This window comes from Mumia sp. ZJ430 (genome assembly GCF_011751845.1).
Lineage (GTDB): Bacteria > Actinomycetota > Actinomycetes > Propionibacteriales > Nocardioidaceae > Mumia.
In genome coordinates this window covers 1,129,632-1,152,626 of the sequence record NZ_JAAHFK010000002.1, presented here as the reverse complement: position 1 = coordinate 1,152,626, position 22,995 = coordinate 1,129,632, and the positions used below count along the sequence as shown (strand labels likewise).

Below are 22,995 nucleotides of genomic sequence, written 5' to 3'. Positions count from 1 at the left end.
GGCGCGAGCGTACAATCACGCTCGAGGCGAACCTTCGTGTGCAGTTCCATGTAAACCTCGGACCAATTCGGACCGAAGCGGCCATACTGCCATGGAGTGCTCGGGAAGGAGTGAGGATGGACGCGTCGATCCCGCCCGCCCACGCCGCCCGCCTCACGACTGCCCTGGCGGGGATCCGCGCCGGTGAGAGTGCCTCTGCCGTCGGTGCGATGAAGAACCTGCTCCGCGATCTTGGCCGCGAGCCGTCAGAGCTGCGGGCCCTCACCGAGTACGTCCTCGCGCTCGCCGCGATCCAGCAGGGCGCGAACGGCCAGGCCGCGCGTGCCGCCGCCGCCTGCCAGGCCGTGGGTCTGGCCGTGGGGGAGCCGGGATGGGTCGCGATCGGGTGCGCGACCCGTGCGCTGGCCGTCCTTCACGACAACCGTCCCGCCGACGCCGTTGCCGATCTCGTGCGTGCCGAGTACGAGCTCCGCAGCTCGTACTCGGACGGCCTGCGCGCCTGGGCGCACACGCAGGTCGGGCAGGGCTACGAGAAGTTCGGCCTCTTCGAGCTGGCCGTGCCGCACTACGAGGCCGCGATGGCAATCGAGGCGCGGGTGCTCGATCTCGCCGGCTCCCGGGCGATCGATGCACGCAACCTCGCCACGGTGAACTATCACTGGTCCAAGGAGCTCGACATGCTCATGGAGCCCGACCTCGACGAGGAGGTCGAGCGGAGGCGGGCCGAGGTGGTCAGGTGGGCCGAGCGGTCGCTGGCGCTCGCCGACTCCGAGCACGTCGAGGGCTCGGTGTTCCCGCTGGCTCGGTATCTTCGCGCGGCTGCTGCGTGGCCGTCCGACCCGGCACGCTGGATCGGTGAGCTCCACGTGTGCCGGAGCAACCTGGGCGAGACCTCGTACGCGGGCTTCGAGATGGAGGCGACCGCGCTGCTGGCGGTGGCGTACGTCGAGGTCGGCGAGATCGCTGACGCCCAGCGCGAGGCACGGCGCGCACTGATCCGCCTCGATGGTGTCGAGGACCTCAACGTGCAGCGCTACGTCCGCTGGGCGACGTTGCGGGTCGCGGACGCCATGGGATACCCGTCGGCCGGCGCTGGGCTCGGCTACGGCCGCAGCATCGCGTGGGCGTGGCGCCAGCAGCACCACAGCGACCTGGAGATGATGCGGGCGGCGATCGCGGGCTACGAGCGTGCTCGGGCTCACGAGGCTGCGGTACAGGCGGCGCGCGAGGACGCGCTCACCGGGCTCGGCAACCGGCGCGCGTTCGACGAGTGGATCACGGACGCGGGCGCCTCCGGCGATGACGTCAGCCTCGTCCTCGTCGACGTCGACCGCCTCAAGAAGCTCAACGACACTCACGGGCACGCGGTCGGTGACGGGGCGCTGCGTGCGGTCGCCGACCTGGTGCGCGCCAACATCCGGAGCGGTGACCGGGCTGCTCGCATCGGCGGTGACGAGTTCGCGATCGTGCTCGCCTCCTCCGACCCGGTCGAGGCGCAGCTCGTCATGGACCGCCTGCAGCTCGCCGCCACGGTCGCGATCCTGCCGACGTCGGTCGAGCAGAGCGGCATCGGCCTGAGCATGGGCGTCGCCTCGTCGAGCGAGGGGCTGTCGTCCGACGCGCTCTTCGCGGTCGCCGATGCGCGGATGTACGAGGACAAGCGCCGCCGCGCCGGCGCCGTCGCCTGATCCCTCGCCGCGTTCATTCTTCGGTGGGCCCCACGCAATCGCGCTGCCCCACTGCGTGGTTTCGGTGGGGCGTTCATTCTTCGGTGGGCCCCACTGTCGCGAGTAAGGGTGCTTGTGACTATTATGTGTTCAGGTCAAGGTGACACTTACTGCAGAGGTGGCGCCGTCGGCGTGGCGAGGGGGAGACGTGGAAGGCATCGACGTCGCGGTCTCGACGGTGATCTTCGCGCTGCGCCACGACAGCGCCAAGGACTGCACGTCGCTGTGGATGCCGCTCGTACGCCGCGTCCGTGAGCCGTACGCCGGACGATGGGCCCTTCCAGGCGGCCCCGTACGGCCTGACGAGGACCTCGCCGACACTGCACGCCGGACCCTTGTCGAGACCACCGCCCTGAGCCCGACGTACCTCGAGCAGCTCTACACGTTCGGCCGGGTCGAGCGCTCGGCCCGGTCCGCCGCGGGGCCACGCGTGATCTCGGTCGTCTACTGGGCGCTCGTCCGGCCCGAGGAGGCCGAGCGCGGCATCGAGGATGAGAACGTCGCCTGGCACCCCGCCGACAGCCCTCCCGAGCTGGCCTTCGACCACAGCACGATCGTCTCGTACGCCCTGTGGCGCCTGCGGACCAAGATGGAGTACGCCCGGATCGCGCAGGCGTTCCTCGGCGAGACGTTCACGCTGGCCCAGCTGCGCCAGGTGTACGAGGTCGTCCTCCAGCGCACCCTCGACCCGGCGAACTTCCGCCGGCAGGTCGAGGCCAGCGGCGACGTCGAGCCGACAGGGGAGTACCTCGTCGGTGGCCGCCACCGTCCCCCGAAGCTCTATCGCCACCGCGAGGCCAACGACCTCGCGGACAACGGACCTCTCACGGGCCTCTGACAGGCTCCTCCAGGAAGGCACCACCATGACCTCTGTCGACACTGTCGTCCGCAGCGCCCCTGGCGCCACCTGCGCGCCCGACCTGGCCGACGGCCCGTGGACGTTCGACCTCGCGCCGCCATCGTACGGGCCCGGGGCGTCGATGGCCGACGCGATCCCCGCCGACGCGCCACGGCAGGGCGGCCTGCCCGCCGCATACACGCAGATGTCGGCGAGCGAGCTCGACGCGCGGATCCGTGCGGCGAAGGCGACGCTCGGCGACCGCGTCGTGATCCTCGGCCACTTCTACCAGCGCGACGAGGTCGTCACGCACGCCGACTTCCTCGGTGACTCGTTCCAGCTCGCCAACGCCGCCCTCACCCGCCCCGATGCCGAGGCGATCGTCTTCTGCGGCGTGCACTTCATGGCCGAGACGGCCGACATCCTCTCCCGCCCCGAGCAGGCCGTGATCCTGCCCAACCTGGCAGCTGGCTGCTCCATGGCAGACATGGCCGACATCGACACGGTGGAGCAGTGCTGGGCCGAGCTCGAGGCCTTGTACGGCACCGAGCCCGACGCTGACGGCAAGGTCCCTGTGATCCCGGTGACCTACATGAACTCGTCCGCCGCGCTCAAGGGCTTCTGCGGCGACCACGGCGGCATCGTCTGCACGTCCTCCAACGCCGAGACGGTCCTGACCTGGGCGTTCGAGCGCGCGCACCGCGTGCTGTTCTTCCCCGACCAGCACCTCGGCCGCAACACCGCCAAGGCGATGGGGGTCGGCCTCGACGCGATGCCGATGTGGAACCCCCACAAGCCCCTCGGCGGCAACGACGAGCAGAGCCTCCTCGAGGCCAAGGTGCTGCTGTGGCACGGCTTCTGCTCGGTCCACAAGCGCTTCACGGTCGCACAGATCGAGAGGGCGCGCGCGGAGCACCCGGACGTCCGCGTCATCGTCCACCCCGAGTGCCCGATGCCGGTCGTCGACGCCGCCGACGAGGCAGGCTCGACCGACTACATCCGCAAGGCCGTCGAGGCCGCGCCCGCGGGGACGACGTTCGCGATCGGCACCGAGATCAACCTCGTCAACCGCCTCGCCGCCGAGCACCCCGAGCACACGATCTTCTGCCTCGACCCGGTCGTCTGCCCGTGCTCGACGATGTACCGGATCCACCCCGGCTACCTCGCCTGGGTCCTTGAAGGTCTGGTCGAGGGACGGGTCGAGAACCGCATCACGGTCGGCGCGGACGTCGCCGCCGGCGCGCGGGTCGCGCTGGAGCGGATGCTGGCCGCCCGTCCGCCGGAGCGCGCATGAGTGCGGCGGCCGGACGGCGGCTCCGCGTCGTCGTGGTCGGCGGGGGCATCGCGGGCCTGACCGCAGCGATCGAGGCGAGCGCGTGCCACGACGTGGTCCTCGTGACCAAGGGAGCGCTCACGGAGTCGACGACCCAGTACGCCCAGGGGGGTGTCGCCGTCGTCCTCGACCCGGCTTCACGTCCTGGTGTCGAGGACTCCGTCGCCGCCCACGTCGCCGACACCCTGTCGGCGGGCGCAGGCCTCGTCGACCGCGCCGTCGCAGAGGCCGTGTGCGGGGGCGGCCCCGACGCCGTTGCCGACCTCGTCCGGTGGGGCACCCGCTTCGATCGCGACGACGGGCGGTTCGCGCTCGGGCTGGAGGCAGCGCACTCGGCGCCACGCATCCTGCACGCCGCGGGCGATGCCACGGGGGCCGAGCTCGTCCGCGCGCTCGTCGCCAGGCTGCACGCCAGCGACGTCGAGGTGCGCGAGCACACGTTCGTCACCGATCTCGTCGTGAACGACGGAGTCGTCGCCGGGGTCGCGATCGTCGGCGACCCCAGCGGTCCGCCGCATACGCTCGTCGCCGACGCGGTCGTGCTCGCGACCGGGGGAGCGGGCCAGCTCTATGCCCACACCACGAACCCCGCGGTGGCCACCGCGGACGGCCTCGCCGTTGCGATGCGCGCTGGCGCGGTCGTGGGCGACCTCGAGATGTACCAGTTCCACCCGACGCGCCTGGCGGTCCCGGGCGGCGGCCTGATCTCGGAGGCCGTACGCGGGGAGGGGGCCGTCCTCCGAGACGCGCGGGGGCACCGGTTCATGCGCGAGGCCCACCCCGACGCTGAGCTCGCCCCTCGTGACGTCGTCGCCCGCGAGATCGCCCGCGTGATGCGTGAGCAGGGTGGAGAGCCCGTCCGGCTCGACGCCACCTCGCTGGGGGCCGACTTCCTCGCGCGCCGGTTCCCGGGGCTGGACGCCCGGTGCCGTGCGCATGGCCTGCGCTGGGACGAGGATCCGATCCCCGTCACTCCCGCTGCGCACTACTTCATGGGGGGCGTCCGGACCGACCTCGACGGCCGGACCACCGTCCCCGGACTGTACGCCGTCGGCGAGGTGGCCTGCACCGGTCTGCACGGCGCGAACCGGCTCGCCTCCAACTCGTTGCTCGAGGGGGCGGTGATGGCTCGCCGGTGCGTTGCCGCGCTCGGCGTCCAGGCGCCCGCGCCCTGGGACGGGGAGCCGAGCCCGTACGAGGACCTTCCTCCGGCTCTTGCGGCGACACCTGTGGACCGTGCGCGGCTCCAGGCGACGATGTGGGCCGCGGCCGGCCTGGTCCGTGACGGTCAGACTCTCGCCGCGGCGGCCGACACCCTCGCCGGCTGGAGAGCTGTGGTCGACGGCACCACCGCGGCGTACGAGGACGCGAACCTCCTCGAGGTCGCGAGAGTCGTCGTGATGGCTGCGCTCGCCCGTGAGGAGTCGCGTGGCGCCCACTTCCGTACCGACCATCCCGAGCGTGACCACGCCTTCGACCGGCACCTGTCGTGGGTGCGCAAGGGAGGACACCCGTGCTGACCGAGGCTCACGTCGAGAAGACCGTGGCCGCCGCGCTCGAGGAGGACGCTCCGTGGGGCGACCTCACGGGCGAGACGCTCGTCCCTGCAGACGCGCGGGCGTCGGCCGTCCTTGTCGCCCGTGAGGGCGGTGTCCTTGCCGGCGCACGGGTCGCTGAGTCGGCCTTCCGTCAGGTCGACCCTGCGACGACGGTGCACCTCGTCCTCCGCGACGGCGATCTCCTCGAGCCCGGTACGGTCGTCGCGACGGTCGAGGGCCGCGCCCGCGCCGTCCTGCGCGCCGAGCGAGTCGCCCTCAACTTCGCCCAACGGATGTCAGGCATCGCGACCCAGACCCGCGCGTACGTCGACGCCGTCGCCGGCACGGGCGTCCGCATCGTCGACACCCGCAAGACGACGCCCGGCCTGCGTGCCTTCGAGCGGTACGCGGTCGCGTGCGGCGGCGGGCACAACCACCGCTTCTCGCTGTCGGACGCCGTGATGGCCAAGGACAACCATCTCGCCGTGCTCGGCGACGACCCCGAGCAGATCACGGCGGCGCTGCGGGTCGCGCGCGAACGGCTCCCGCACACCGTCCATCTCGAGGTCGAGGTGGACCGGCTGGACCAGATCGACGCGGTCCTCGCCGCAGGGGTCGACACGATCATGCTCGACAACTTCTCGCTCGAGGACCTGCGGACGGGGGTGGCGACGATCGCCGGGCGTGCGCTCGTCGAGGCCAGCGGCGGGATTACCCTGCCGGGCATCAGGGAGGTCGCCCTGACCGGTGTGGACCTCATCTCCGTCGGCGCACTCACGCACTCCGTCCGCGCCCTCGACCTCGGGCTGGACGTCGAGGTGGCGAGCTGAGGTGCGCTACCTCGACGCGGCGGCGACGACACCCGTACGCCGTGAGGTGCTGGAGGCCATGTGGCCGTACCTCACGGGAGAGTTCGGCAACCCGTCCAGCCGCCACGGGCTCGGCGACGCCGCGGCCCGTGCGCTGACCGCGGCGCGCGCACAGGTCGCGACCGCCCTCGGCGGCCGACCGACCGAGGTCGTCTTCACCGCCGGCGGTACGGAGGCCGACAACCTCGCGGTCAAGGGCCTGGCGCTGGCACGGCCTCGCGGTCGCGCGATCGTCACCTCGGTCGTCGAGCACCCTGCGGTCCTGGAGGCGTGCGACTACCTGGCACGCTTCCACGGCTTCAACGTCCACCGTCTCGGCGTCGACGGCGACGGCGTGGTGGACCTCGCGGAGGCTGCGCATGTCATCGACGAGGACACCGCGCTCGTCTCGGTGATGCTCGCCAACAACGAGATCGGGAGCCTCCAGCCGGTCGCCGAGCTCGCCGCGATCGCCCACCGGGCCGGCGCGCTGATGCACACCGACGCCGTCCAGGCGATGGGGGCCGTCGCGGTCCATCCGGCCGATCTCGGCGTGGACGCGCTGTCGTTGAGCGGCCACAAGCTCGGTGCGCCCAAGGGGAGCGGGGCGCTCTGGGTACGCCGAGGGGTCGCGCTGGAGCCTCTCGTGCACGGCGGAGGGCAGGAGCGCGGTCGCCGGTCGGGTACGGAGGACGTCGCGGCGGCGGTCGGTCTCGCGACCGCTGTGCGGCTGGCGACGGGGCCAGGGTGCGACGAGGAGCGTGCCGACCTGGCCGCGGGGCGGGACGCGTTCGTCCGCGAGGTGCTCGAGGGCGCGCCCGGCGCACTCCTCACGGGACACGCCGAGCACCGCCTCCCCGGCCACGCGTCCTTCTGCTTCCCCGGCACCTCAGGGGAGGCGGTGCTCCTCGCCCTCGAGCACGACCACGGCATCGTCTGCTCGAGCGGATCTGCCTGTGCGGCCGGCTCGGACGAGCCGTCAGCGGTGCTGCTTGCGCTCGGACTGGAGCCGGAGGTCGCCCAGACGGCGGTGCGGTTCGCTGCAGTGTCGGGAGCTGATTTCGACGGTGTCGCAGCAGCCGTCATCAACGCAGTGTCAACGCTGCGTGCACTGGCCGGATAACTGACCGTTCCGGCAAGTCTGCCGTTGCGGCCGTAACCATTCTGTTACCGTCTCGATGCATAACCGAGATCAATGTGAGCGGCTTCACGACGACCCCGTTCGATCCCTGTGATCTCAGGGGGTCCGTACCTGGACAGGTGCCCATGTACGTCTTGTGATGGCTTGGGGGGGTTTGAGACTCGGCTCGAATCGTGTCTATGGTGACCCGCGGCTCGACTACGGGCCTGGACAACTTCACATGAGCCAGCCGAGAACGCGACCCGGAGGCTCGACAACTGAACATCGTGTGTGGGAAACGCCGAGTCCTGCCCCACCTGCACACGCCCCCATCATCGACCCCCACCCAGGGGCAGGAGCGGAGGAACCAACTCTGCACGAAGACCGTCCGCGGTCATGCGTGCTCGGGGTGAAGCCCGCAAGGGCAGGGCCATCCTTCGGCCCTAATCCGACAGCTCACTTCGCAGGCGTGGAAGGGAAACCACGCACTCATGTTCGCGAACCCCCGGATGCATCGCCTCGTCGCGCTGCCCATCGCACTGCTCGCTGCATTCGTCATGGTGGTCTCGACCGCCGGCGAGTCGCAGGCCGCCACCGCCAAGGCGTCGACCTCGTCGACCAAGATGGCGGCCGCCAAGACCACCGCAGCCAAGACCCCGACCGCCAAGCAGGCCAAGCAGGCCCGCAAGAAGGCCAAGCGCGTCGCCGCCAAGAAGCGCCGTGCTGCCCGCATCAGCAAGGCCTCGCGCGTCGCTGCCCGCCAGAAGGGCGACCCGTACCGCTACGGCGCCAGTGGCCCGGGCGCTTTCGACTGCTCGGGTCTCACGTCGTACTCGTTCCGCAGGGCCGGCGTGAAGCTGCCCCGTACCGCGAACTCGCAGTACCGCCACGTGCGCAAGATCAAGAAGAAGAACATCCGCAAGGGCGATCTCGTCTTCTTCGGTGGATCCCGCAAGTACCACGTGGGCATCTACTGGGGCAAGGGCCGCATCCTCCACGCGCCCTACTCCGGGAGCCGCGTGAAGGTCGAGCGGATCTGGACCAAGGGCTGGTCCGCCGGCACGGTCCGTCTGCGCGCCTGACGTACGACCCTCGAGACCGACACGGCAGGGCCGGTGCCACACCTGGCACCGGCCCTGCTCCACCATGGAGAGCATGCCCGTGAGCAACTACCTCCGCGCGACCGCGCGCGCTACCGCTGCCCTCGCTGCGCTCGCCCTCGTCGCTGCGTGCTCGAGCTCGCCTGATCCCGAGCCGGAGCCGACGCCCGACACGCCTGACGCGAGCCGTGATGCCGCGACGCTGATCCGTGCCAACCCGTTCACCGGGAAGGCGGCGCCCAAGGGACTGCCCGACCACCCCGCGTTCCTCGTCAAGATCGAGAACACGGCCGCCGGTGCTCCGCAGTACGGGCTGTCCGAGGCCGACATGGTCGTCGAGGAGCTCGTCGAGGGTGGGCTGACCCGTCTCGCGGCATTCTTCTACTCCCAGACTCCGGACAAGGTCGGGCACGTACGGTCGACCCGTACGACCGACATCGCGCTCGTGAAGCCGACCGGTGGGCATCTCATCGCCTCCGGCGGCGCCGGTGTCGCCGTCCGCAAGATCAAGGCCGCCGGCGTCGACTTCCACAGCGAGGACACCGGCAACCTCACACTCACGCGAGACTCCGCCAAGAGTGCCCCGTACGACCGGCTGCTCGACCTCGACGCCTACGCCGACCAGCACGCGTCCAGCAAGGCGGCGATCCCCGCCCCCTACCTCCCGTTCGGCGCGACACCGACTGCTGCGAAGAAGAAGGCGACCTCGTTCGACGTCCGCTTCTCGCGGGGTTCGGCGACCCGCTGGAAGTACGCGGATGGTCGCTACACGCGCGTCAACGGGCACGCCCAGAAGGGCAAGGACTTCTCCCCGGACACGGTGCTCGTGCTGTTCACGCGCCAGGCCGACGCGGGCTACCGCGACCCGGCTGGCAACCCCGTCCCCGAGACGGTGTTCACCGGCAAAGGCAAGGCCGTCGTTCTCCACGGCGGCACCATGCTCGAGGCCCGCTGGAGCAAGAAGAACGCCGGCGCGCCGGTCCGGCTGGTCGCGGGCGGCAAGCCGGTCGTGCTCGAGCCCGGCAAGGTGTTCGTCGAGCTCGTGCCCCAGGGTGCGGGTGGCATCTCCGTCCGCGGCTGAGCGAGCGACATCACACGCCACAAGGGTGGGCTGTGACCCGCCTCGCGACCTAGCATCGACCCCAGAGGTCGGCCCCACCTGACGGTCCCTCCCTCCAGCGTCGGGTGGGGCCGTCGTCTCTTCGCAGCGAGGCCTGCGGGGCTCAGCTCGCGGGCTTCTGCTCCGCCAGCGCCGCGAGCTCCTCGCCGAGCGCCTCATCGATCGCGTGACCGAGCTCGTCACGGAAGACCGCGACCACGGCCTGCGCCGCGACGGGCAGGAGGTTGGCGATCGACGTGACGACCGAGTTCCACTCCTCTTCGGGCATCCCGCGCTGCGCGAACGGCTGCCAGATGTCGTGGCGGACGCGGGCGACGAGGTCGTCGGCCACCGTGCGCAGCGGCGACGAGAGCGCGGGGAGCAGCTCGAGCACGGTCTCGGGCGACAGGCCCATGGCGATCGCCGACACCCCGGCGCGGACCACGTCGGGGCGATAGACCTCGAGGGTGTCGTCGTCGACGACCGCGACCAGCCCGGCGTCGACCATCCGCTCGACGAGGTCGGTGCCGCGGGGGACGCCGGTGAGCGCGATCAGGCTGCTGCGCGACATCATCTCCGGCTCCTGCTCGCGGGCGAGAGGGGAGTCGAGGACGCCGATCAGGTCGAGCGCGTAGTCGGCGGTCGCGGACGGCTTGTCCTGCAGCGCCTTCTCGACGGCCTGCAGGGTGTAGCCGCGATCGAGGAGCGTGCGGACCAGCTTGAGCTGGTTGACGTGCGACCGCTGGTAGTAGCCCGTCCGTCCCTCCAGTCGCGGAGGGTCGAGGAGTCCACGGCTCGCATAGGCGCGGACGTTGCGTACGGTCATCCCCACGCGCGCAGCGAGCTCGTCGACGGTGAGCTCGCCCTCGTGTTCGGTGTCGGCCATCTCGTCCTCGGGGCAGTGGGTCAACGGTTCCGTCATCCTACGGCCTGGACGCCCGCGTTCCGGTGTGGCACGGCGTACGCTGAGAGGCGAGCGACGGACGGCGTGAGGAGGCCCCGATGACCGAGCAAGAGCCGGCCGAGACGCCTGACGACTTGTCGCCACGTCACCGCTCGTACCGGGGCCGTCTTCTCGTCGCGACGCCGCTGCTCGGCGCCGGGCCGTTCTTCCGTACGGTCGTGGCCGTCCTCGACCACGATGGGGGCGGCGCGCTGGGCGTGATCCTCAACCAACCGCTCGACGCGTCGGTCTCCGACGTCCTGCCGGAGTGGTCGAGCCTCGTCGCGAGCCCGTCGGCCGTCTTTTCGGGCGGGCCGGTGTCGTCGGACTCGGCCCTGGCCATCGGCGTGATGGCCTCGGCAGGTGTCGAGACGCCGGACGGGTGGCGCGAGATGTACGACCGCGTCGGGCTCGTCGACCTCGACATCCCCGCGGCCGGCACGCACGTCGGACTGCGCGGTGTGCGCGTCTTCGCGGGGTATGCCGGCTGGAGTCCGGGTCAGCTCGAGGAGGAGATCGAAGAGGGCTCGTGGGTCGTCGTCGACGGCTTTGCCGAAGATCTCCTCTCGCCGAATCCGGAGGCCCTGTGGCGCGACGTGCTGCGCCGCCAGGGCGGCGATCTCGCGATGCTCTCGACCTTCCCCGACGATCCCCACATGAACTGAGCCGTCCACACCCGCGTGTCGACGGACTGGGGCGGACGACCTGCCTGACATAGACTGCGGAGGTGTCCACCACCTTCAGCCCCGGAGCCCAGACGTCCGAGGACGTCCGTACGCAACCGCGTCTCGACGACGGTGACCACGAGCGCTTCTCGCACTACGTCCCCAAGGACAAGCTCACCGAGGCGATGATCGAGGGCACGCCTGTCGTGGCGCTCTGCGGCAAGGTCTGGGTGCCCAGTCGTGACCCGCAGCGCTTCCCCGTGTGCCCGGAGTGCAAGGAGATCTGGGCGTCGCTTAACGCTGACGACGCCGGTGGCGATGACTGAGCGCGGCCGACGTCGCGCGCTGCCGCTGCTGTTGACCGTCCTCGTGGCCAGCAGCAGCCTGCTGCTGAGCGGCTCGGTCCTGTCGGGAGCGGTCACGACACCCGCGGCCGCCGCAGAGGGCATTGACCCCGCAGAGGGCGACGGACACACCTCTCACGACGCCTGCGACCCTGGCGACGCCGAGGCATTGTCCGCACGCACGCTCAAGGGGCTCGACGGCGTCGTCCGCGGCCCTGAGCCGTCAGATGCGACGGCCGCGGCGTACGAGCGGGACCTCGAGCGCCGTCTCGCTGCGGACCCTTCGGCCCGCACGAGCCCCGAGGCCCGGGGCGACGCGCCCCACCGCATCAAGGTGCGCGTGTACGTCCACGTGATCAAGCCCTCGACCAAGGCCAAGGCCGTCAGCCGCGCCAAGATCCGGCGGCAGATCAAGGTGATGAACCGCGCCTACGCCGGCAAGCAGTGGAGCCAGGCCCGCAGCGCCCGGTTCCGGTTCTCGGTCAAGAAGGTCGACACCGCCGTCAACAAGTCGTGGTACTACGCGTCACTCGGCTCCAAGGCGTCGCGCAAGATGCGCAAGGAGCTCCACCGCGGCAAGAAGCGCGACCTCAACCTCTACATCGGTGCGCCGACCGAGCGTGGGGGTCTCCAGCTCCTGGGCTACGCGACGTTCCCGCAGCGCGCCAAGAAGAAGCTCGCGACGGACGGTGTGGTCATCCACAAGGACTCGATGCCGGGCGGACGGTTCCGCGGCTACAACAAGGGCGACACGGCCGTCCACGAGACCGGCCACTGGCTCGGGCTCTACCACACGTTCCACGGCGGCTGCGGCAAGAAGAACGACCGAGTCGCTGACACACCCGCCGAGCGGGTCCCGAGCTTCGAGTGCCCCAAGGGCCGCGACACCTGCCCGTCACCGGGACTGGACCCGATCCACAACTTCATGGACTACTCGTACGACCGGTGCATGCACCACTTCACGCCCGGTCAGATCGACCGGATGCGCAAGCTCTGGCGGGTGTATCGCCGCTGATGTCCGGGGCCGCGCATCTCCCACCGGCCTATCCCGATCGTGCAGCATGGGGCACCGCCCCCAAGCTGCGCGCGTGGCAGGCTGACGCACTCACGCTCTATGGCGAGCGCAACCCGCGAGACTTCCTCGCGGTCGCGACCCCTGGGGCGGGCAAGACCACTTTCGCGCTGACGGTGGCCGCGAAGCTGCTCGAGGCACGCGTCGTCGAACGCGTCGTCGTCGTGGCGCCGACCGACCACCTCAAGACCCAGTGGTCCGAGGCGGGCGAAAGGGCGGGCATCCCACTCGACCCGTCGTTCAACGGACGCAGCGGTGCCATGGCGTCGGACTACCGCGGCTTCGCGCTCACCTACGCCGGAGTCGCGACGAACCCGACGGCCTACCGGCTGCGCACCGAACGCTTCCGCACCCTCGTCATCCTCGACGAGGTGCACCACGCCGGTGACGCGCTGTCGTGGGGCGACGCGGTCCGCGAGGCGTTCGAGCCGGCGACGCGTCGTCTTGCCCTGACCGGCACGCCGTTCCGGTCCGACACCAACCCGATCCCTTTCGTCACGTACGCCCCGGGCTCCGACGGCATCGGCCGCAGCGTCGCCGACTACTCGTACGGCTACTCGGAGGCGCTCGCCGACGGGGTCGTCCGTCCGGTGCTGTTCATGGCCTACTCCGGCGACCTGCGGTGGCGCACGCGCGCCGGCGACGAGGTGGCCGCCCGCCTGGGTGAGCCGATGACCAAGGACCTCACCGCGCAGGCGCTCCGTACGGCGCTCGATCCCAAGGGCTCGTGGATCCCGTCCGTCCTCGCCGCCGCCGACAAGCGGCTGTCCGAGGTGCGGCGCCACGTCCCCGACGCTGGCGGGCTCGTGATCGCGAGCGACCAGAACTCCGCCCGTGCCTACGCCAAGATCCTGCGGGAGATCACCGGCACGGGGCCCTCGGTCGTGCTCTCCGACGAGAAGGAGGCCAGCGCGCGGATCAGTGCGTTCGCCGACTCCGACGACCGGTGGATGGTCGCGGTCCGGATGGTCAGCGAGGGCGTCGACGTGCCCCGGCTCGCGGTCGGCGTGTACGCGACCATCACCTCGACGCCCCTGTTCTTCGCCCAGGCCGTCGGCCGCTTCGTCCGGGCCCGGCGGCGCGGCGAGACGGCGACCGTGTTCGTGCCCAGCGTGCCGCGCGTGCTCGGTCTGGCCGCCGAGCTGGAGATCGAGCGCGACCACGTGCTCGGTCGCCCGGACGCTGACCCCGACGACCCCTATGCGCTCGACGACGCGCTGATCGCGGCCGCGCAGGCGACCGAGTCCGAGGGCGGTCTCGAGGAGTTCTCGTTCGAGGCGCTCGACAGCGAGGCGTCGTTCGACCGTGTGCTGTACGACGGCGGTGAGTTCGGCCACGAGGGCGAGGTCGCCGTCGGCTCCGAGGAGGAGATGGACTTCCTCGGCATCCCGGGGCTGCTCGAGCCCGATCAGGTCCGCGAGCTGCTGCACCACGCGCGCTCGCGAGGGGCCGAGCGCGCGGCCGGTGCGTCGGCCGCGGCGGCCGCAGCCTCAGCGGCCGACGAGCAGGCACCTGCGCCGCCCCCGGGGCCGAAGCTGCACGAGCCGACGGCGCACGAGCTGCGGGCGATGCTGCGTCGCGAGCTCAACGGGCTGGTCGGCGCGTGGCACCACCGGACCGGAGCGCCGCACGGCGTCACCCACAACCGCCTCCGCGAGGCGTGCGGCGGTCCGCCGGCCGCGAGCGCGTCGGCGGACGACCTCCGTGCGCGCATCGACAAGATTCGTGAGTGGGCGAGCAAGCCGTCGGCGTGACGCCGTAATGTTCCGGGCATGCGCCCCTTCCTCGCCATGGTGACGGCCGTCCTCGTCGCGGCCACGGTCGCCGTTGCCCCGACGGCCTCGGCTGCTGACAGCACCGTCGGTGGACCGGGCGCCGGCGACCCCTACTTCCCGCGTCACGGCAACGGTGGCTACGACGTCCGCCACTACCGGATCAACGCGGCGTACGACGCGCCTCGCGCACGGCTGAAGGGGACGACCCGGATCCGCGCGGTCGCTTTCAAGCGGCTGACCCGCTTCAACCTCGACCTGCTTCTCGATGCCTCGTCGGTGCGCGTCGATGGACGGAAGGCACGACTGACCCAGCGCGGTCGCGAGCTCGTCGTCACGCCCGCTCGCGCGATCCGCAAGGGCGCGCGGTTCGTCGTGACGGTGCGCTACGCAGGGCGGCCGGCGTCGGTGCGCGAGAAGGGGGTCACCCCCTTCCTGACGACCAAGAGCGGCGCCGTTGCCGTCGGCCAGCCCCAGGTCGCGCCGTGGTGGTTCGCGAGCAACGACCACCCGAGCGACAAGGCGACGTTCGACATCCGGCTGCGCGCGCCTCGCGGCCAGCAGGCGCTGAGCGTCGGACGCCTCGCCAGCCACCGCGCGGTTGCCGGTGGCAACCAGTGGCGCTGGGTCATGCGCAAGCCGATGGCGACCTACCTCGCGTTCGCGGCGTGGGGACGCTTCCGCATCGACCGTGGCAAGGTCAACGGCGTCCGCTACCTCTATGCGTACGACAAGGCGATGAGCCCGGCGCTGCGGCGACGCGCCATCCGCTCGCTGCGCGCGACGCCGCAGGTGACCGCGTTCCTCAGCCGCCACCTCGGCCCGTACCCGTACGCCGACCTCGGCGGTGTCGTCACCTCGGCACCGCTCGAGTTCGCGCTCGAGACGCAGGCGCGTCCGGTCTACGACTCCACCTTCTTCCGCCGTGCTTCGAGCCTCGACGCGCGGCGCAACACGTCGGTCGTCGCCCACGAGATCGCCCACCAGTGGTTCGGCAACTCCGTCTCCCTGCGTCGGTGGCGCGACATCTGGCTCAACGAGGGGCTCGCCACCTACATGGAGTGGATGTGGGACGAGTCGCGCGGGCTCGACGACGTCGAGACGGTCTTCGACTCCTGGTACTCGGTCAAGGGCGCATGGTTCTGGCGGCTCCCGATCGGCAAGCCCGGCCGCAACCACATCTTCGACTACGAGGTCTACGTGCGCGGCGCGATGACCGCCCACGCGTTGCGTGGCGAGATCGGCGACGCCGCGTTCTTCTCGCTGCTGCGGCGGTGGGTGAGCGAGCGCAAGGACGGTCACGGCACGACCGCCCAGTTCGTCGCACTCGCCGAGAAGGTCAGCGGTCAGCAGCTCGACACGTTGTTCGACGCCTGGCTCTACAGCGGCAAGCGTCCGGCACTCTGAGCTCCGGCCCGGCCTGCGCTCACATCGAGCGGGACGCGCAGGGTGTGCAGGGTCGTCGCAAGGCCGTCGTACTGGCACACCAGCAGGACGATCTCGACCAGCGCGCGCGGCGAGAACCGGGCGGCCAGCGCCTCCCACGTCACGTCGTCGACGTCGCGCGTGCGGACGAGCGCGTCGGCGGTGTCGAGGAGTACCCGGTCGTCCTCCGCCCACGGCCACCGGCCATCGGGATCGGTGGCCGCCGCGATCTCCTCGGCACGCAGGCCTGCGCGCGCGCCGAGACGCCTGTGGTGGTCCAGCTCGTACGCCGACTCCCGTAGCGCGGCGACCCGGAGGATCACCAGCTCGGCCTGACGGCGCGGGAGCGTCCCGAACGGCATGAGCCGTCCCGAGTAGTGCAGCCAGCCTCGGAAGAGGCCGCGCGTGCGACCCAGCACGGAGAACAGGTGGACATCGCGGACCCCGACGACGCGCGAGGCGACTCGGGCGAGCGTGGCATTCAGCAGACCGAGGTCGCGCCGACCCCCGGGTGAGACGCGAGGAGGAGACGTCATACGACGTCCTCGGGCTCGCGCCGTACGGCAGACCGCCCGGGTTGAGGTGTGGTCAGCGAGGCATCCTCGTGACGCGCGATGTCGAGCGCATGGCGTACGCGCGAACGACGCAGGGTGCGCTCGATCGCCCGCTGGACGGCCGAGCGGGCGGGCAGTGCCGCGCGGACGAAGCGCGGCGACATGACGACGCGGGAGCGTCGGGCGATCCCGCGCTCGAGGGCATCGATCGCGTGGTCGAGCGGAGCGACCCGGCCGAGCGGGGTGCCGCGGACGAGCCTGGTCGCCGCCTCGGTGCCGAACCCGCGGCTGGTCATGTCGGTGTCGAGCTCGCCGAAGTAGGCGACCCCCACGCGGGCACCGCTCGGTGCGAGCTCGATCCGCAGCGCGTCACCGAGCGCCTCCACCCCGGCCTTCGACGCGGAGTACGCGCCCATCAGCGGGAGGTGCACGGCCGCGGCGAGGGACGAGACGAGCAGGGCGTACCCGCGGTCGTGGCTCACGTGCGGCCCGGCGAAGCGCACGGTGTCGTACACGCCCGTGAGGTTCACCGCGAGGGTCCGGTCCCAGACGTACGGGTCGCCGCCGACGAGGGGCAGCTGCGCGGCGATGCCGGCGTTGGCGACGACGACATCCAGGCCGCCGAGCGCCGCGACCGCGGCGGTGACCGACTCCTCGAGCGCCGCCCGGTCGGTGACGTCGCACGCGAACCAGGGAGCGTCGCCCGCGCGTGCGGCGGTCGTGGCGAGCGCGTCCGGCTCGAGGCCGAGAAGGGCCACCTGCGCGCCGCGCTCGGCGAGGCGTACACCCAGCGCCGCTCCGATGCCGCGTGCGGCACCGGTCACGAGCACACGTCGGCCTGCGAGTCCGTCTGGGGTTGCCACGCGCACACTATGACGTGGGTGGCACCGCGGTGTCGAGGGCCGCCGTGGCGTCGAGCAGCGGAGCGACCCGCGGCGCCAGCTCCGTCTGGAGCGCGATGACGGTCGCGACGCGGACGATCGACGGCTCCGAGACGACCGCGTCCAGGACACGCTGGAGATCGGCGTTGGAGCGCGCGACGACGCGGCACCACAGGTCGCCGGCGCCGGTGATCGTGCACGCCTCGAGGACCTCGGGGATCGATGCGAGGTGGTCGGCGGCAGGTGGTCGTCCGGCACTCTGCACGACCTCCAGCGTGAGGAACGCGGTCACCGGGAACCCCAGCGCGGCGGGCGACACGGTCGGCGACCAGGAGGCGATCACACCGCGCTCGGCAAGACGGTCGAGCCGCGACTGGACGGTCGCACGGGCGACGCCGAGTCGCCGCGAGGCCTCGAGCACGCCGATCTTGGGCTCGTCGAGGAACAGGCGGACGATCTGGGCGTCGAGGTCGTCGATCGGGGCCACCCGGTCAGCATAGGGTGAGGTATGTCCAACGACGCGTTCGTGCAGGCACTGGTCGACGCGCTCGGTGAGGTCGTCGTGACGGACCCGGACCGGCTCGCCTCGTACCGCACCGACCGGGCGATGTTCTGCGACGCCGGCACGCCGTGCGCGGTCGTGCTGGCCCGCGAGACCGCCGACGTCGCCGAGGCGGTGCGAGTCGCAGCGGCGCACGGAGTCCCGGTCGTCGCGCAGGGGGCGCGCAGCGGGCTGTCCGGTGCGGCCAACGCCGTCGACGGGGGCCTCGTGATCGCACTCGAGCGGATGGACAGGGTCCTCGAGATCGATGCCGACGAGCGCCTCGTGGTCACGCAGCCCGGTGTCTTCAACGCTGACCTGTCGCGCGCCGTCGCGGAGCAGGGGCTGTTCTATCCGCCGGACCCCAGCTCGTGGGAGTTCTGCACGATCGGCGGCAACCTCGCGACCAACTCGGGCGGCCTGTGCTGCGTGAAGTACGGCGTGACCACGGACTACGTCCTCGCGCTCGAGGTCGTCCTCGCGTCGGGCGAGGTGCTGCGGACCGGACGCCGTACGGTCAAGGGCGTCGCCGGGTACGACCTGACGCGGCTCTTCGTCGGGTCGGAGGGCACGCTCGGCATCATCACCGAGGCGACGCTGCGGCTGCGGCCCGCCGCGCACCGTCCACGGACCCTCGCGGCGACGTTCGGCTCGGTCCACGACGCCGCCGAGGGGATCGCCGCGATCACCCGCTCGGCAGTGATCCCCAACCTGCTCGAGCTGATGGACGGGACCAGCCTGCACGCCGTGAACGACGCGTTCCACCTCGGCTTCGAGGAGGAGGTCGGCGCGCTCGTCCTCGCCCAGTCCGACGCGGCGGGGCTCGCGGGAGAGGAGGAGATCGCCGAGATCGCCGGCCACCTGCGCGGCGCGGGGGCGTACGACGTGGTGCTCGCCGCCGACGAGGCGGAGGCGGCGCTGCTGCTCACGGCGCGCCGCGAGGTCCTCACCGCGTTCGAGGCGATGGGCACGACGATGGTCGACGACGTCTGCGTGCCGCGCAACCGGATCGCGGACCTGGTCGACGGCGTCGAGGAGATCGCCGCGAAGCGCGAGGTGGTGGTCGGTGTGGTCGGCCACGCGGGAGACGGCAACTTCCACCCGTGCGTGATCTTCGATGCCGACGATCCGGACGAGGCCGCGCGTGCGCGCTCCGCCTTCGACGACATCATGGTGCTCGGTCTCGCGCTCGGCGGGACCATCACCGGCGAGCACGGCGTGGGCGTCCTCAAGCGCGAGCTGCTCGCGCGCGAGCTCGGCCCGGTGGGGATGGCAGTGCAGCGCGCGGTCAAGGACGCGCTCGATCCGCAGGGCCTCCTCAATCCGGGCAAGGTCCTCTAGTCTGACCGCCATGGCTGCGCCCCTGCCCCTGCGTACGCGCGTGTTCGCCGCGATCGAGCGGCTCGTCAACACGCCGATCGACCAAGCCTCGCGCGAGGAGATCCCGGCCCGCCGGACCAGGCGCGCAAAGCTGCTGGCGAGCCCGGTCGGCCGGCTGGTCGCCGGCGCGCCGCACCCGGACGCCCAGATCGCCGACCGGCTCGTCGAGATGGCTCCGGTGACGATCCCCGGAGTCGCGCCCGAGACCGAACCGGTGACGCTGCGGCTGCGCGTCTACCAGCCGCCGAGCCCCGGCCCGGAGCCGCTGCCGGTCGTCGTCCTCTTTCACGGTGGCGGCTGGGTGCTCGGAGATCCGGAGCAGGACGAGTGGCTCGCGACCCACCTGGCCGTGATGACGCCGTGCCTCGTGGTCTCCGTCGCGTACCGGCTCGCACCCGAGCACCCCTACCCGGCCGCGGTGCTCGACGCCTGGGCAGCGCTCCAGTGGGTCGCCGAGCACGCCGGTGAGCTCGGCGGAGACCCTGCGGCACTGATCGTCGCCGGGGACAGCGCGGGCGGCAACCTCGCGGCCGTCGTCGCCGCCATCGCGGTCGAGGAGGGCGGGCCGCGCCCCGTCGCACAGGTGCTCGTCTACCCGGCGGTCGAGATGGAGGCCGTCCTGCCCTCGGAGGTCGAGTTCGCCGACGCGCCGGTGCTCACGTCGCGGGGGATGCGGGCGTTCGTCCGGCTCTACCTCGACGGCGCCGACCCGTACGCGCCGACGGCGGCGCCGCTGCACGGGTCCCTCGCAGGGGCGCGGGTGCCGGCGCTGATCCAGATCGCGGGGCACGACCCGCTGCGCGACAACGGGGTCGCCTATGCCGAGGCGCTGGAGGGCAAGGGCGGCACGGTGACGCTGACCGACTACGCCGACACCGTCCACGGGTTCGTGAGCCTGCCAGGAGCGTCGCCGTCAGCCACGCGGGCACGGGACGAGATCGTCGCGTTCGTCCGTGCGGCCACGGGCGGCTAGGCCTAGGAGCACCATGACCGGGTCCCTGCCGTACATCGACGAGCACGCCCGCGTCGTCGCCGCCCCGCGCAGCGTCGTGTGGGCGGCGCTGGAGCAGTACGCGACCCACGATCTCGCCGAGGCTGCGAGCCCGCTGATCTCGCGGATCCTCGGGACCGATCCGCCGGGCGGGTTCGACGTCGACGAGCGCATCCCCGGCGAGCGGCTCGCCCTCACGGGCCGTCACCACTTCTCCCGCTATCGCCTGGTCTTCGCGCTCGAGGACGCGGCCGGGGGAGCGACGCGGCTGAGCGCCCGGTCGTACGCGGCGTTCCCGGGGCCGCACGGTGCGGCGTACCGGCTGCTCGTCATCGGCACGCGCTTCCACGTCGTCGCCACGACGCGGATGCTGCGCACGGTGCGGCGCCGTGCGACCCGAGGCGCGAGCTAGGGGAGCAGCGCGAGGGTGCGCAGGTCGGCGAGCGTCGCGTCCACGTCGTCGGACGCGACCCCGGCGAACCATCGTCGGGCGGACTGCAGGCCGGCCTCGCCGATGATCCCGAGGTCAGCCACGACGCGCTCGGGGTCGGCGATCGTCAGGCGCTCCGCGATGTCGGTGGCGTTCGCGCCGTCGAGGCTGGCGCGCGTCGCGAGAAGGATGTTCAGCACCCCGTGGCGTACGCGGCTGGTGTCGGGCTCGCGCCACGCGACCGCATGCGCGAGATCACCTGCGCACGAGAAGGCCACCTCGCGGTCGAGCGCGTCGCCGATCGCGCCGGCGAGGGTCTCGGGAGAGGGTGTGTCGTCCGCGTCGGCGCCGCCGGTGCGCAGGAGCAGGTGGAGGTCCTCCATGGCGAGCGTGTCGAGCGCGTGCTGCCAGCGTGACGAGCCTTCCGTACGCGCGTAGAGCGGCAGGCTCACATCGACCCGGACCTCGTCGAGAAGCCCCTCGGCGTCAAGCTGGGACACCATCGCCGCCACCCGGTGTGCGCCGCGCGTGAGGTCGTCGAGGTCGCGGACCGCGGCGACCAGGCCCCGCAGCCGGATCCCCGGCTGCCGCACCGCCCAACGGACGGCAGGCTCGATCGCACCGGCGCCGCCGGTGACCGTGACGACCACGTCCAGCGGGTCGGTGCCGAGGGAGTCGACCACCCCTTGGACCGACGGGAGCGCGGTGTCCGAGACCACGAGAGGGCCGAGGACGTCGACGACGTCACCCGCGGCCGTACGACGTGCGACGTGCGCAGCGATGACGTCGGTCAAGGGCGGCGCACCCTCGACGAGCGAGGCGGCGTCGGAGGCGAGATCGACCAGGAACGGAGCACTCACCCCTTGAATCTAGTGCAGACATCGGCGCCCGCAGCCAGTAGCGTCTGGCTATGGCGCGCACTGATCCGTCTCCGCCCCGAGGTCGCGACCGCTTCCGCCGTGACGCCTGGCCTCGCGTCATCGCCACCCTCGACCCCGTCGACGACTTCGAGCGGATCTCGGTCATCAACGCCCGGTACGAGTTCCCGTGGGACATCCAGCAGGCGTTGAGCTTCGCGCTGTTCCGGACGTTCGCGGTGCCGTCGATCGGGGTGCTGCTGCACGAGACCCACGAGTTCACCGCACGCACCCAGAAGCGGCACGACGACACCGTGCTCGTGCTCGACGCGGTGATCGAGCACGGGCTCGAGTCGCCGGGCGGCCGCGGCGCCGTCCGCCGCATGAACAAGATGCACGGGTCGTACGACATCAGCAACGACGACATGCGCTACGTGCTGGCGACGTTCGTCGTCACGCCGGTGCGATGGATCGCCGACTACGGGTGGCGCGAGCTCAGCCGCGCCGAGGTCGAGGCCTCGACACGTTCGTACACGCGGATGGGCGAGCTGATGGGCATCAAGGACATCCCGGCCTCGTACGAGGAGTTCGAGACGCTGCTCGACGACTACGAGCGCAAGAACTTCGCGTTCGACGCGCGCTCACGCGAGGTCGCCGACGCGACGCTCGACCTGCTGTGCTCGTACTACCCCAAGGTGCTGCGTCGCGGGGTCGAGGTCTTCTCGCGGGCGATCATGGACGACCACGTGCGTGAGGCCTTCGGTTATGCGACGCCGCCTCGCGCGGTGGTCGCGCTCTCGAGGGGCGCGCTCAAGCTGCGTGGCCGGTTGCTGCGGCTCGCGCCGCCACGGTCGAAGCCGTCGCGTCCCGAGGACCGCGGGGTCGTGCGGACGTACCTGCCCGGCGGCTACCGGATCGAGGATCTCGGCACGCATGTCGAGTGAGCTCAGCACGTACGAGCTCGCCCTCGAGTGGTGGCGCAAGCAGCGCTGGTACGGCCGGGCGACGCGCCCGCTGAACCGCGCGCGGCTCACGGTGGAGCTGGCGCGCAGGCGTGCGTACGCCCGAGGAGTCGTGTACGGCGAGGCGCTCGAGATGCTGCGCGACGGGCGCCTCGAGGTCGGGCCGCAGGTGTTCCTCGAGCCGGGCGTCTGGATCACCGGGGGCCCGGACGCGCGGATCGTGATCGGCGAGGGGACGTTCCTCAATCTCGGAGTCATGGTCGCGGCGTCGCAGCGTGTCGAGATCGGGGCGCACTGCATGATCGCGAACGGGTGCCTGATCACGGACTCGGCGCACCGGTTCGACGATCCCGGGGTGCCCGTGCCGTGGCAGGGCTTCACGTCGAAGGGGCCGACGGTGATCGGCGACAACTGCTGGCTCGGCGCCAACGTCGTCGTGACGAGCGGTGTGACGATCGGCGAGCGGTGCGTGATCGGCGCGAACTCCGTCGTCACGCGGGACGTGCCGGCGTTCTCGGTCGCCGCGGGTGCCCCGGCGCAGGTCGTGCGGACGATCTCGTACGACTGAGCGCGGA

23 protein-coding genes and 1 riboswitch are annotated in these 22,995 nt (G+C 71.6%); of the genes, 18 read left to right on the top strand and 5 right to left on the bottom strand.

Going from position 1 to position 22,995, the window contains the following annotated elements; all coding sequences use genetic code 11:
- Nucleotides 1-116 precede the first annotated feature (116 nt).
- From HCT63_RS12115 to HCT63_RS12080, 8 genes are all read left to right on the top strand, one after another.
- On the top strand, nucleotides 117-1,688 hold the full coding sequence (locus tag HCT63_RS12115) for a GGDEF domain-containing protein (protein ID WP_167004689.1): 1,572 nt from the start codon (nucleotides 117-119) through the stop codon (nucleotides 1,686-1,688).
- A gap of 187 nt (nucleotides 1,689-1,875) precedes the next feature.
- Complete coding sequence (locus HCT63_RS12110; protein ID WP_243843000.1) at nucleotides 1,876-2,565, top strand: NUDIX domain-containing protein; 690 nt, start codon at nucleotides 1,876-1,878, stop codon at nucleotides 2,563-2,565.
- 25 nt (nucleotides 2,566-2,590) lie between these two features.
- Nucleotides 2,591-3,859 carry a quinolinate synthase NadA gene (gene nadA, locus HCT63_RS12105; protein WP_167004686.1) on the top strand — a complete coding sequence of 423 codons (1,269 nt, stop codon included), beginning with the start codon at nucleotides 2,591-2,593 and terminating at the stop codon, nucleotides 3,857-3,859.
- Nucleotides 3,856-5,418: an L-aspartate oxidase gene (gene nadB / locus HCT63_RS12100; RefSeq protein WP_167004683.1), complete on the top strand. Its 1,563-nt coding sequence runs from the start codon at nucleotides 3,856-3,858 to the stop codon at nucleotides 5,416-5,418. Before nadA ends, nadB begins: the two co-directional genes overlap by 4 nt.
- Nucleotides 5,412-6,266 (top strand): carboxylating nicotinate-nucleotide diphosphorylase, encoded by an 855-nt coding sequence (gene nadC / locus HCT63_RS12095; protein ID WP_167004680.1) that lies wholly within the window; start codon nucleotides 5,412-5,414, stop codon nucleotides 6,264-6,266. Before nadB ends, nadC begins: the two co-directional genes overlap by 7 nt.
- 1 nt (nucleotide 6,267) lies before the next feature.
- Nucleotides 6,268-7,407 carry a cysteine desulfurase family protein gene (locus tag HCT63_RS12090; protein WP_167004677.1) on the top strand — a complete coding sequence of 380 codons (1,140 nt, stop codon included), beginning with the start codon at nucleotides 6,268-6,270 and terminating at the stop codon, nucleotides 7,405-7,407.
- 320 nt (nucleotides 7,408-7,727) lie between these two features.
- A riboswitch (cyclic di-AMP (ydaO/yuaA leader) is annotated at nucleotides 7,728-7,889 on the top strand.
- A 6-nt stretch (nucleotides 7,890-7,895) separates the two neighbouring features.
- Nucleotides 7,896-8,486 (top strand): C40 family peptidase, encoded by a 591-nt coding sequence (locus tag HCT63_RS12085; RefSeq protein ID WP_208322395.1) that lies wholly within the window; start codon nucleotides 7,896-7,898, stop codon nucleotides 8,484-8,486.
- 73 nt (nucleotides 8,487-8,559) lie between these two features.
- Entirely contained in the window at nucleotides 8,560-9,585 is a 1,026-nt protein-coding gene (locus HCT63_RS12080; protein WP_167004674.1) for a DUF3048 domain-containing protein, read from the top strand.
- 142 nt (nucleotides 9,586-9,727) lie between these two features.
- Here the strand turns inward: HCT63_RS12080 and HCT63_RS12075 are convergent, their stop codons facing one another.
- Nucleotides 9,728-10,525, bottom strand: a complete 798-nt coding sequence (locus HCT63_RS12075; protein WP_167004671.1) for a MerR family transcriptional regulator — start codon at nucleotides 10,523-10,525, stop codon at nucleotides 9,728-9,730.
- Between the two features lie 80 nt (nucleotides 10,526-10,605).
- On the opposite strand from HCT63_RS12075, the gene HCT63_RS12070 reads away from it, so the two are divergent.
- The 5 genes from HCT63_RS12070 (at nucleotide 10,606) to HCT63_RS12050 (ending at nucleotide 15,806) form a co-directional block, all read left to right on the top strand.
- Nucleotides 10,606-11,211, top strand: a complete 606-nt coding sequence (locus HCT63_RS12070; RefSeq protein ID WP_167004668.1) for a YqgE/AlgH family protein — start codon at nucleotides 10,606-10,608, stop codon at nucleotides 11,209-11,211.
- Between the two features lie 62 nt (nucleotides 11,212-11,273).
- Nucleotides 11,274-11,537, top strand: coding sequence for a DUF3039 domain-containing protein (locus tag HCT63_RS12065; protein ID WP_167004666.1), 264 nt, complete (start codon nucleotides 11,274-11,276; stop codon nucleotides 11,535-11,537).
- Nucleotides 11,530-12,570, top strand: a complete 1,041-nt coding sequence (locus HCT63_RS12060; RefSeq protein ID WP_167004664.1) for a zinc metalloprotease — start codon at nucleotides 11,530-11,532, stop codon at nucleotides 12,568-12,570. The genes HCT63_RS12065 and HCT63_RS12060 overlap by 8 nt, the downstream gene beginning before the upstream one ends.
- On the top strand, nucleotides 12,570-14,381 hold the full coding sequence (locus HCT63_RS12055; RefSeq protein ID WP_167004662.1) for a DEAD/DEAH box helicase: 1,812 nt from the start codon (nucleotides 12,570-12,572) through the stop codon (nucleotides 14,379-14,381). The genes HCT63_RS12060 and HCT63_RS12055 overlap by 1 nt, the downstream gene beginning before the upstream one ends.
- An 18-nt stretch (nucleotides 14,382-14,399) precedes the next feature.
- Nucleotides 14,400-15,806 (top strand): M1 family metallopeptidase, encoded by a 1,407-nt coding sequence (locus HCT63_RS12050; protein ID WP_167004660.1) that lies wholly within the window; start codon nucleotides 14,400-14,402, stop codon nucleotides 15,804-15,806.
- Here HCT63_RS12050 and HCT63_RS12045 read toward each other — a convergent pair.
- Genes HCT63_RS12045 through HCT63_RS12035 form a run of 3 tightly spaced genes read right to left on the bottom strand, consistent with a single transcriptional unit; the run spans nucleotide 15,779 to nucleotide 17,746 of the window.
- Nucleotides 15,779-16,360 (bottom strand): carboxymuconolactone decarboxylase family protein, encoded by a 582-nt coding sequence (locus HCT63_RS12045; protein ID WP_167004657.1) that lies wholly within the window; start codon nucleotides 16,358-16,360, stop codon nucleotides 15,779-15,781. The two genes, HCT63_RS12050 and HCT63_RS12045, sit on opposite strands and share 28 nt — an antisense overlap.
- Nucleotides 16,357-17,241 carry an SDR family NAD(P)-dependent oxidoreductase gene (locus HCT63_RS12040; RefSeq protein ID WP_208322394.1) on the bottom strand — a complete coding sequence of 295 codons (885 nt, stop codon included), beginning with the start codon at nucleotides 17,239-17,241 and terminating at the stop codon, nucleotides 16,357-16,359. Before HCT63_RS12040 ends, HCT63_RS12045 begins: the two co-directional genes overlap by 4 nt.
- A 7-nt stretch (nucleotides 17,242-17,248) precedes the next feature.
- Nucleotides 17,249-17,746, bottom strand: coding sequence for an Lrp/AsnC family transcriptional regulator (locus HCT63_RS12035; RefSeq protein ID WP_243842999.1), 498 nt, complete (start codon nucleotides 17,744-17,746; stop codon nucleotides 17,249-17,251).
- Nucleotides 17,747-17,767: 21 nt separating this feature from the next.
- Between HCT63_RS12035 and HCT63_RS12030 the strand changes: the two genes are divergently transcribed.
- The 3 genes from HCT63_RS12030 to HCT63_RS12020 are packed head-to-tail and all read left to right on the top strand — an operon-like array spanning nucleotide 17,768 to nucleotide 20,583.
- Entirely contained in the window at nucleotides 17,768-19,141 is a 1,374-nt protein-coding gene (locus HCT63_RS12030) for an FAD-linked oxidase C-terminal domain-containing protein (protein WP_167004654.1), read from the top strand.
- 10 nt (nucleotides 19,142-19,151) lie between these two features.
- A complete protein-coding gene (locus tag HCT63_RS12025) occupies nucleotides 19,152-20,153 on the top strand; it encodes an alpha/beta hydrolase (protein WP_167004651.1) in 1,002 nt (333 codons plus the stop codon).
- A gap of 13 nt (nucleotides 20,154-20,166) precedes the next feature.
- Nucleotides 20,167-20,583, top strand: a complete 417-nt coding sequence (locus tag HCT63_RS12020; RefSeq protein WP_167004648.1) for a hypothetical protein — start codon at nucleotides 20,167-20,169, stop codon at nucleotides 20,581-20,583.
- On the opposite strand, the gene HCT63_RS12015 is transcribed toward HCT63_RS12020, so the two are convergent.
- Nucleotides 20,580-21,461: a hypothetical protein gene (locus HCT63_RS12015; RefSeq protein WP_167004646.1), complete on the bottom strand. Its 882-nt coding sequence runs from the start codon at nucleotides 21,459-21,461 to the stop codon at nucleotides 20,580-20,582. The genes HCT63_RS12020 and HCT63_RS12015 overlap by 4 nt on opposite strands.
- Nucleotides 21,462-21,511: 50 nt before the next feature.
- Here HCT63_RS12015 and HCT63_RS12010 point away from each other — a divergent pair, with 50 nt between their 5' ends.
- Together HCT63_RS12010 and HCT63_RS12005 are read left to right on the top strand one after the other, a co-directional pair.
- The gene (locus tag HCT63_RS12010) at nucleotides 21,512-22,402 is read left to right on the top strand and encodes an oxygenase MpaB family protein (RefSeq protein WP_167004642.1); all 891 of its coding nucleotides are present in this window, start codon (nucleotides 21,512-21,514) and stop codon (nucleotides 22,400-22,402) included.
- A complete protein-coding gene (locus HCT63_RS12005) occupies nucleotides 22,392-22,988 on the top strand; it encodes an acyltransferase (RefSeq protein ID WP_167004639.1) in 597 nt (198 codons plus the stop codon). Before HCT63_RS12010 ends, HCT63_RS12005 begins: the two co-directional genes overlap by 11 nt.
- Nucleotides 22,989-22,995 lie beyond the last annotated feature (7 nt).

Excerpts from the sequence above, each read along its gene's own strand:
- HCT63_RS12115 (WP_167004689.1), top strand. The coding sequence starts at position 117 with ATGGACGCGTCGATCCCGCCCGCCCACGCCGCCCGCCTCACGACTGCC.
- nadA (WP_167004686.1), top strand. The coding sequence starts at position 2,591 with ATGACCTCTGTCGACACTGTCGTCCGCAGCGCCCCTGGCGCCACCTGC.
- nadB (WP_167004683.1), top strand. The coding sequence starts at position 3,856 with ATGAGTGCGGCGGCCGGACGGCGGCTCCGCGTCGTCGTGGTCGGCGGG.
- HCT63_RS12085 (WP_208322395.1), top strand. The coding sequence starts at position 7,896 with ATGTTCGCGAACCCCCGGATGCATCGCCTCGTCGCGCTGCCCATCGCA.
- HCT63_RS12080 (WP_167004674.1), top strand. The coding sequence starts at position 8,560 with ATGCCCGTGAGCAACTACCTCCGCGCGACCGCGCGCGCTACCGCTGCC.
- HCT63_RS12075 (WP_167004671.1), bottom strand. The coding sequence starts at position 10,525 with ATGACGGAACCGTTGACCCACTGCCCCGAGGACGAGATGGCCGACACC.
- HCT63_RS12070 (WP_167004668.1), top strand. The coding sequence starts at position 10,606 with ATGACCGAGCAAGAGCCGGCCGAGACGCCTGACGACTTGTCGCCACGT.
- HCT63_RS12060 (WP_167004664.1), top strand. The coding sequence starts at position 11,530 with ATGACTGAGCGCGGCCGACGTCGCGCGCTGCCGCTGCTGTTGACCGTC.
- HCT63_RS12055 (WP_167004662.1), top strand. The coding sequence starts at position 12,570 with ATGTCCGGGGCCGCGCATCTCCCACCGGCCTATCCCGATCGTGCAGCA.
- HCT63_RS12050 (WP_167004660.1), top strand. The coding sequence starts at position 14,400 with ATGCGCCCCTTCCTCGCCATGGTGACGGCCGTCCTCGTCGCGGCCACG.
- HCT63_RS12045 (WP_167004657.1), bottom strand. The coding sequence starts at position 16,360 with ATGACGTCTCCTCCTCGCGTCTCACCCGGGGGTCGGCGCGACCTCGGT.
- HCT63_RS12030 (WP_167004654.1), top strand. The coding sequence starts at position 17,768 with ATGTCCAACGACGCGTTCGTGCAGGCACTGGTCGACGCGCTCGGTGAG.
- HCT63_RS12025 (WP_167004651.1), top strand. The coding sequence starts at position 19,152 with ATGGCTGCGCCCCTGCCCCTGCGTACGCGCGTGTTCGCCGCGATCGAG.
- HCT63_RS12020 (WP_167004648.1), top strand. The coding sequence starts at position 20,167 with ATGACCGGGTCCCTGCCGTACATCGACGAGCACGCCCGCGTCGTCGCC.
- HCT63_RS12010 (WP_167004642.1), top strand. The coding sequence starts at position 21,512 with ATGGCGCGCACTGATCCGTCTCCGCCCCGAGGTCGCGACCGCTTCCGC.
- HCT63_RS12005 (WP_167004639.1), top strand. The coding sequence starts at position 22,392 with ATGTCGAGTGAGCTCAGCACGTACGAGCTCGCCCTCGAGTGGTGGCGC.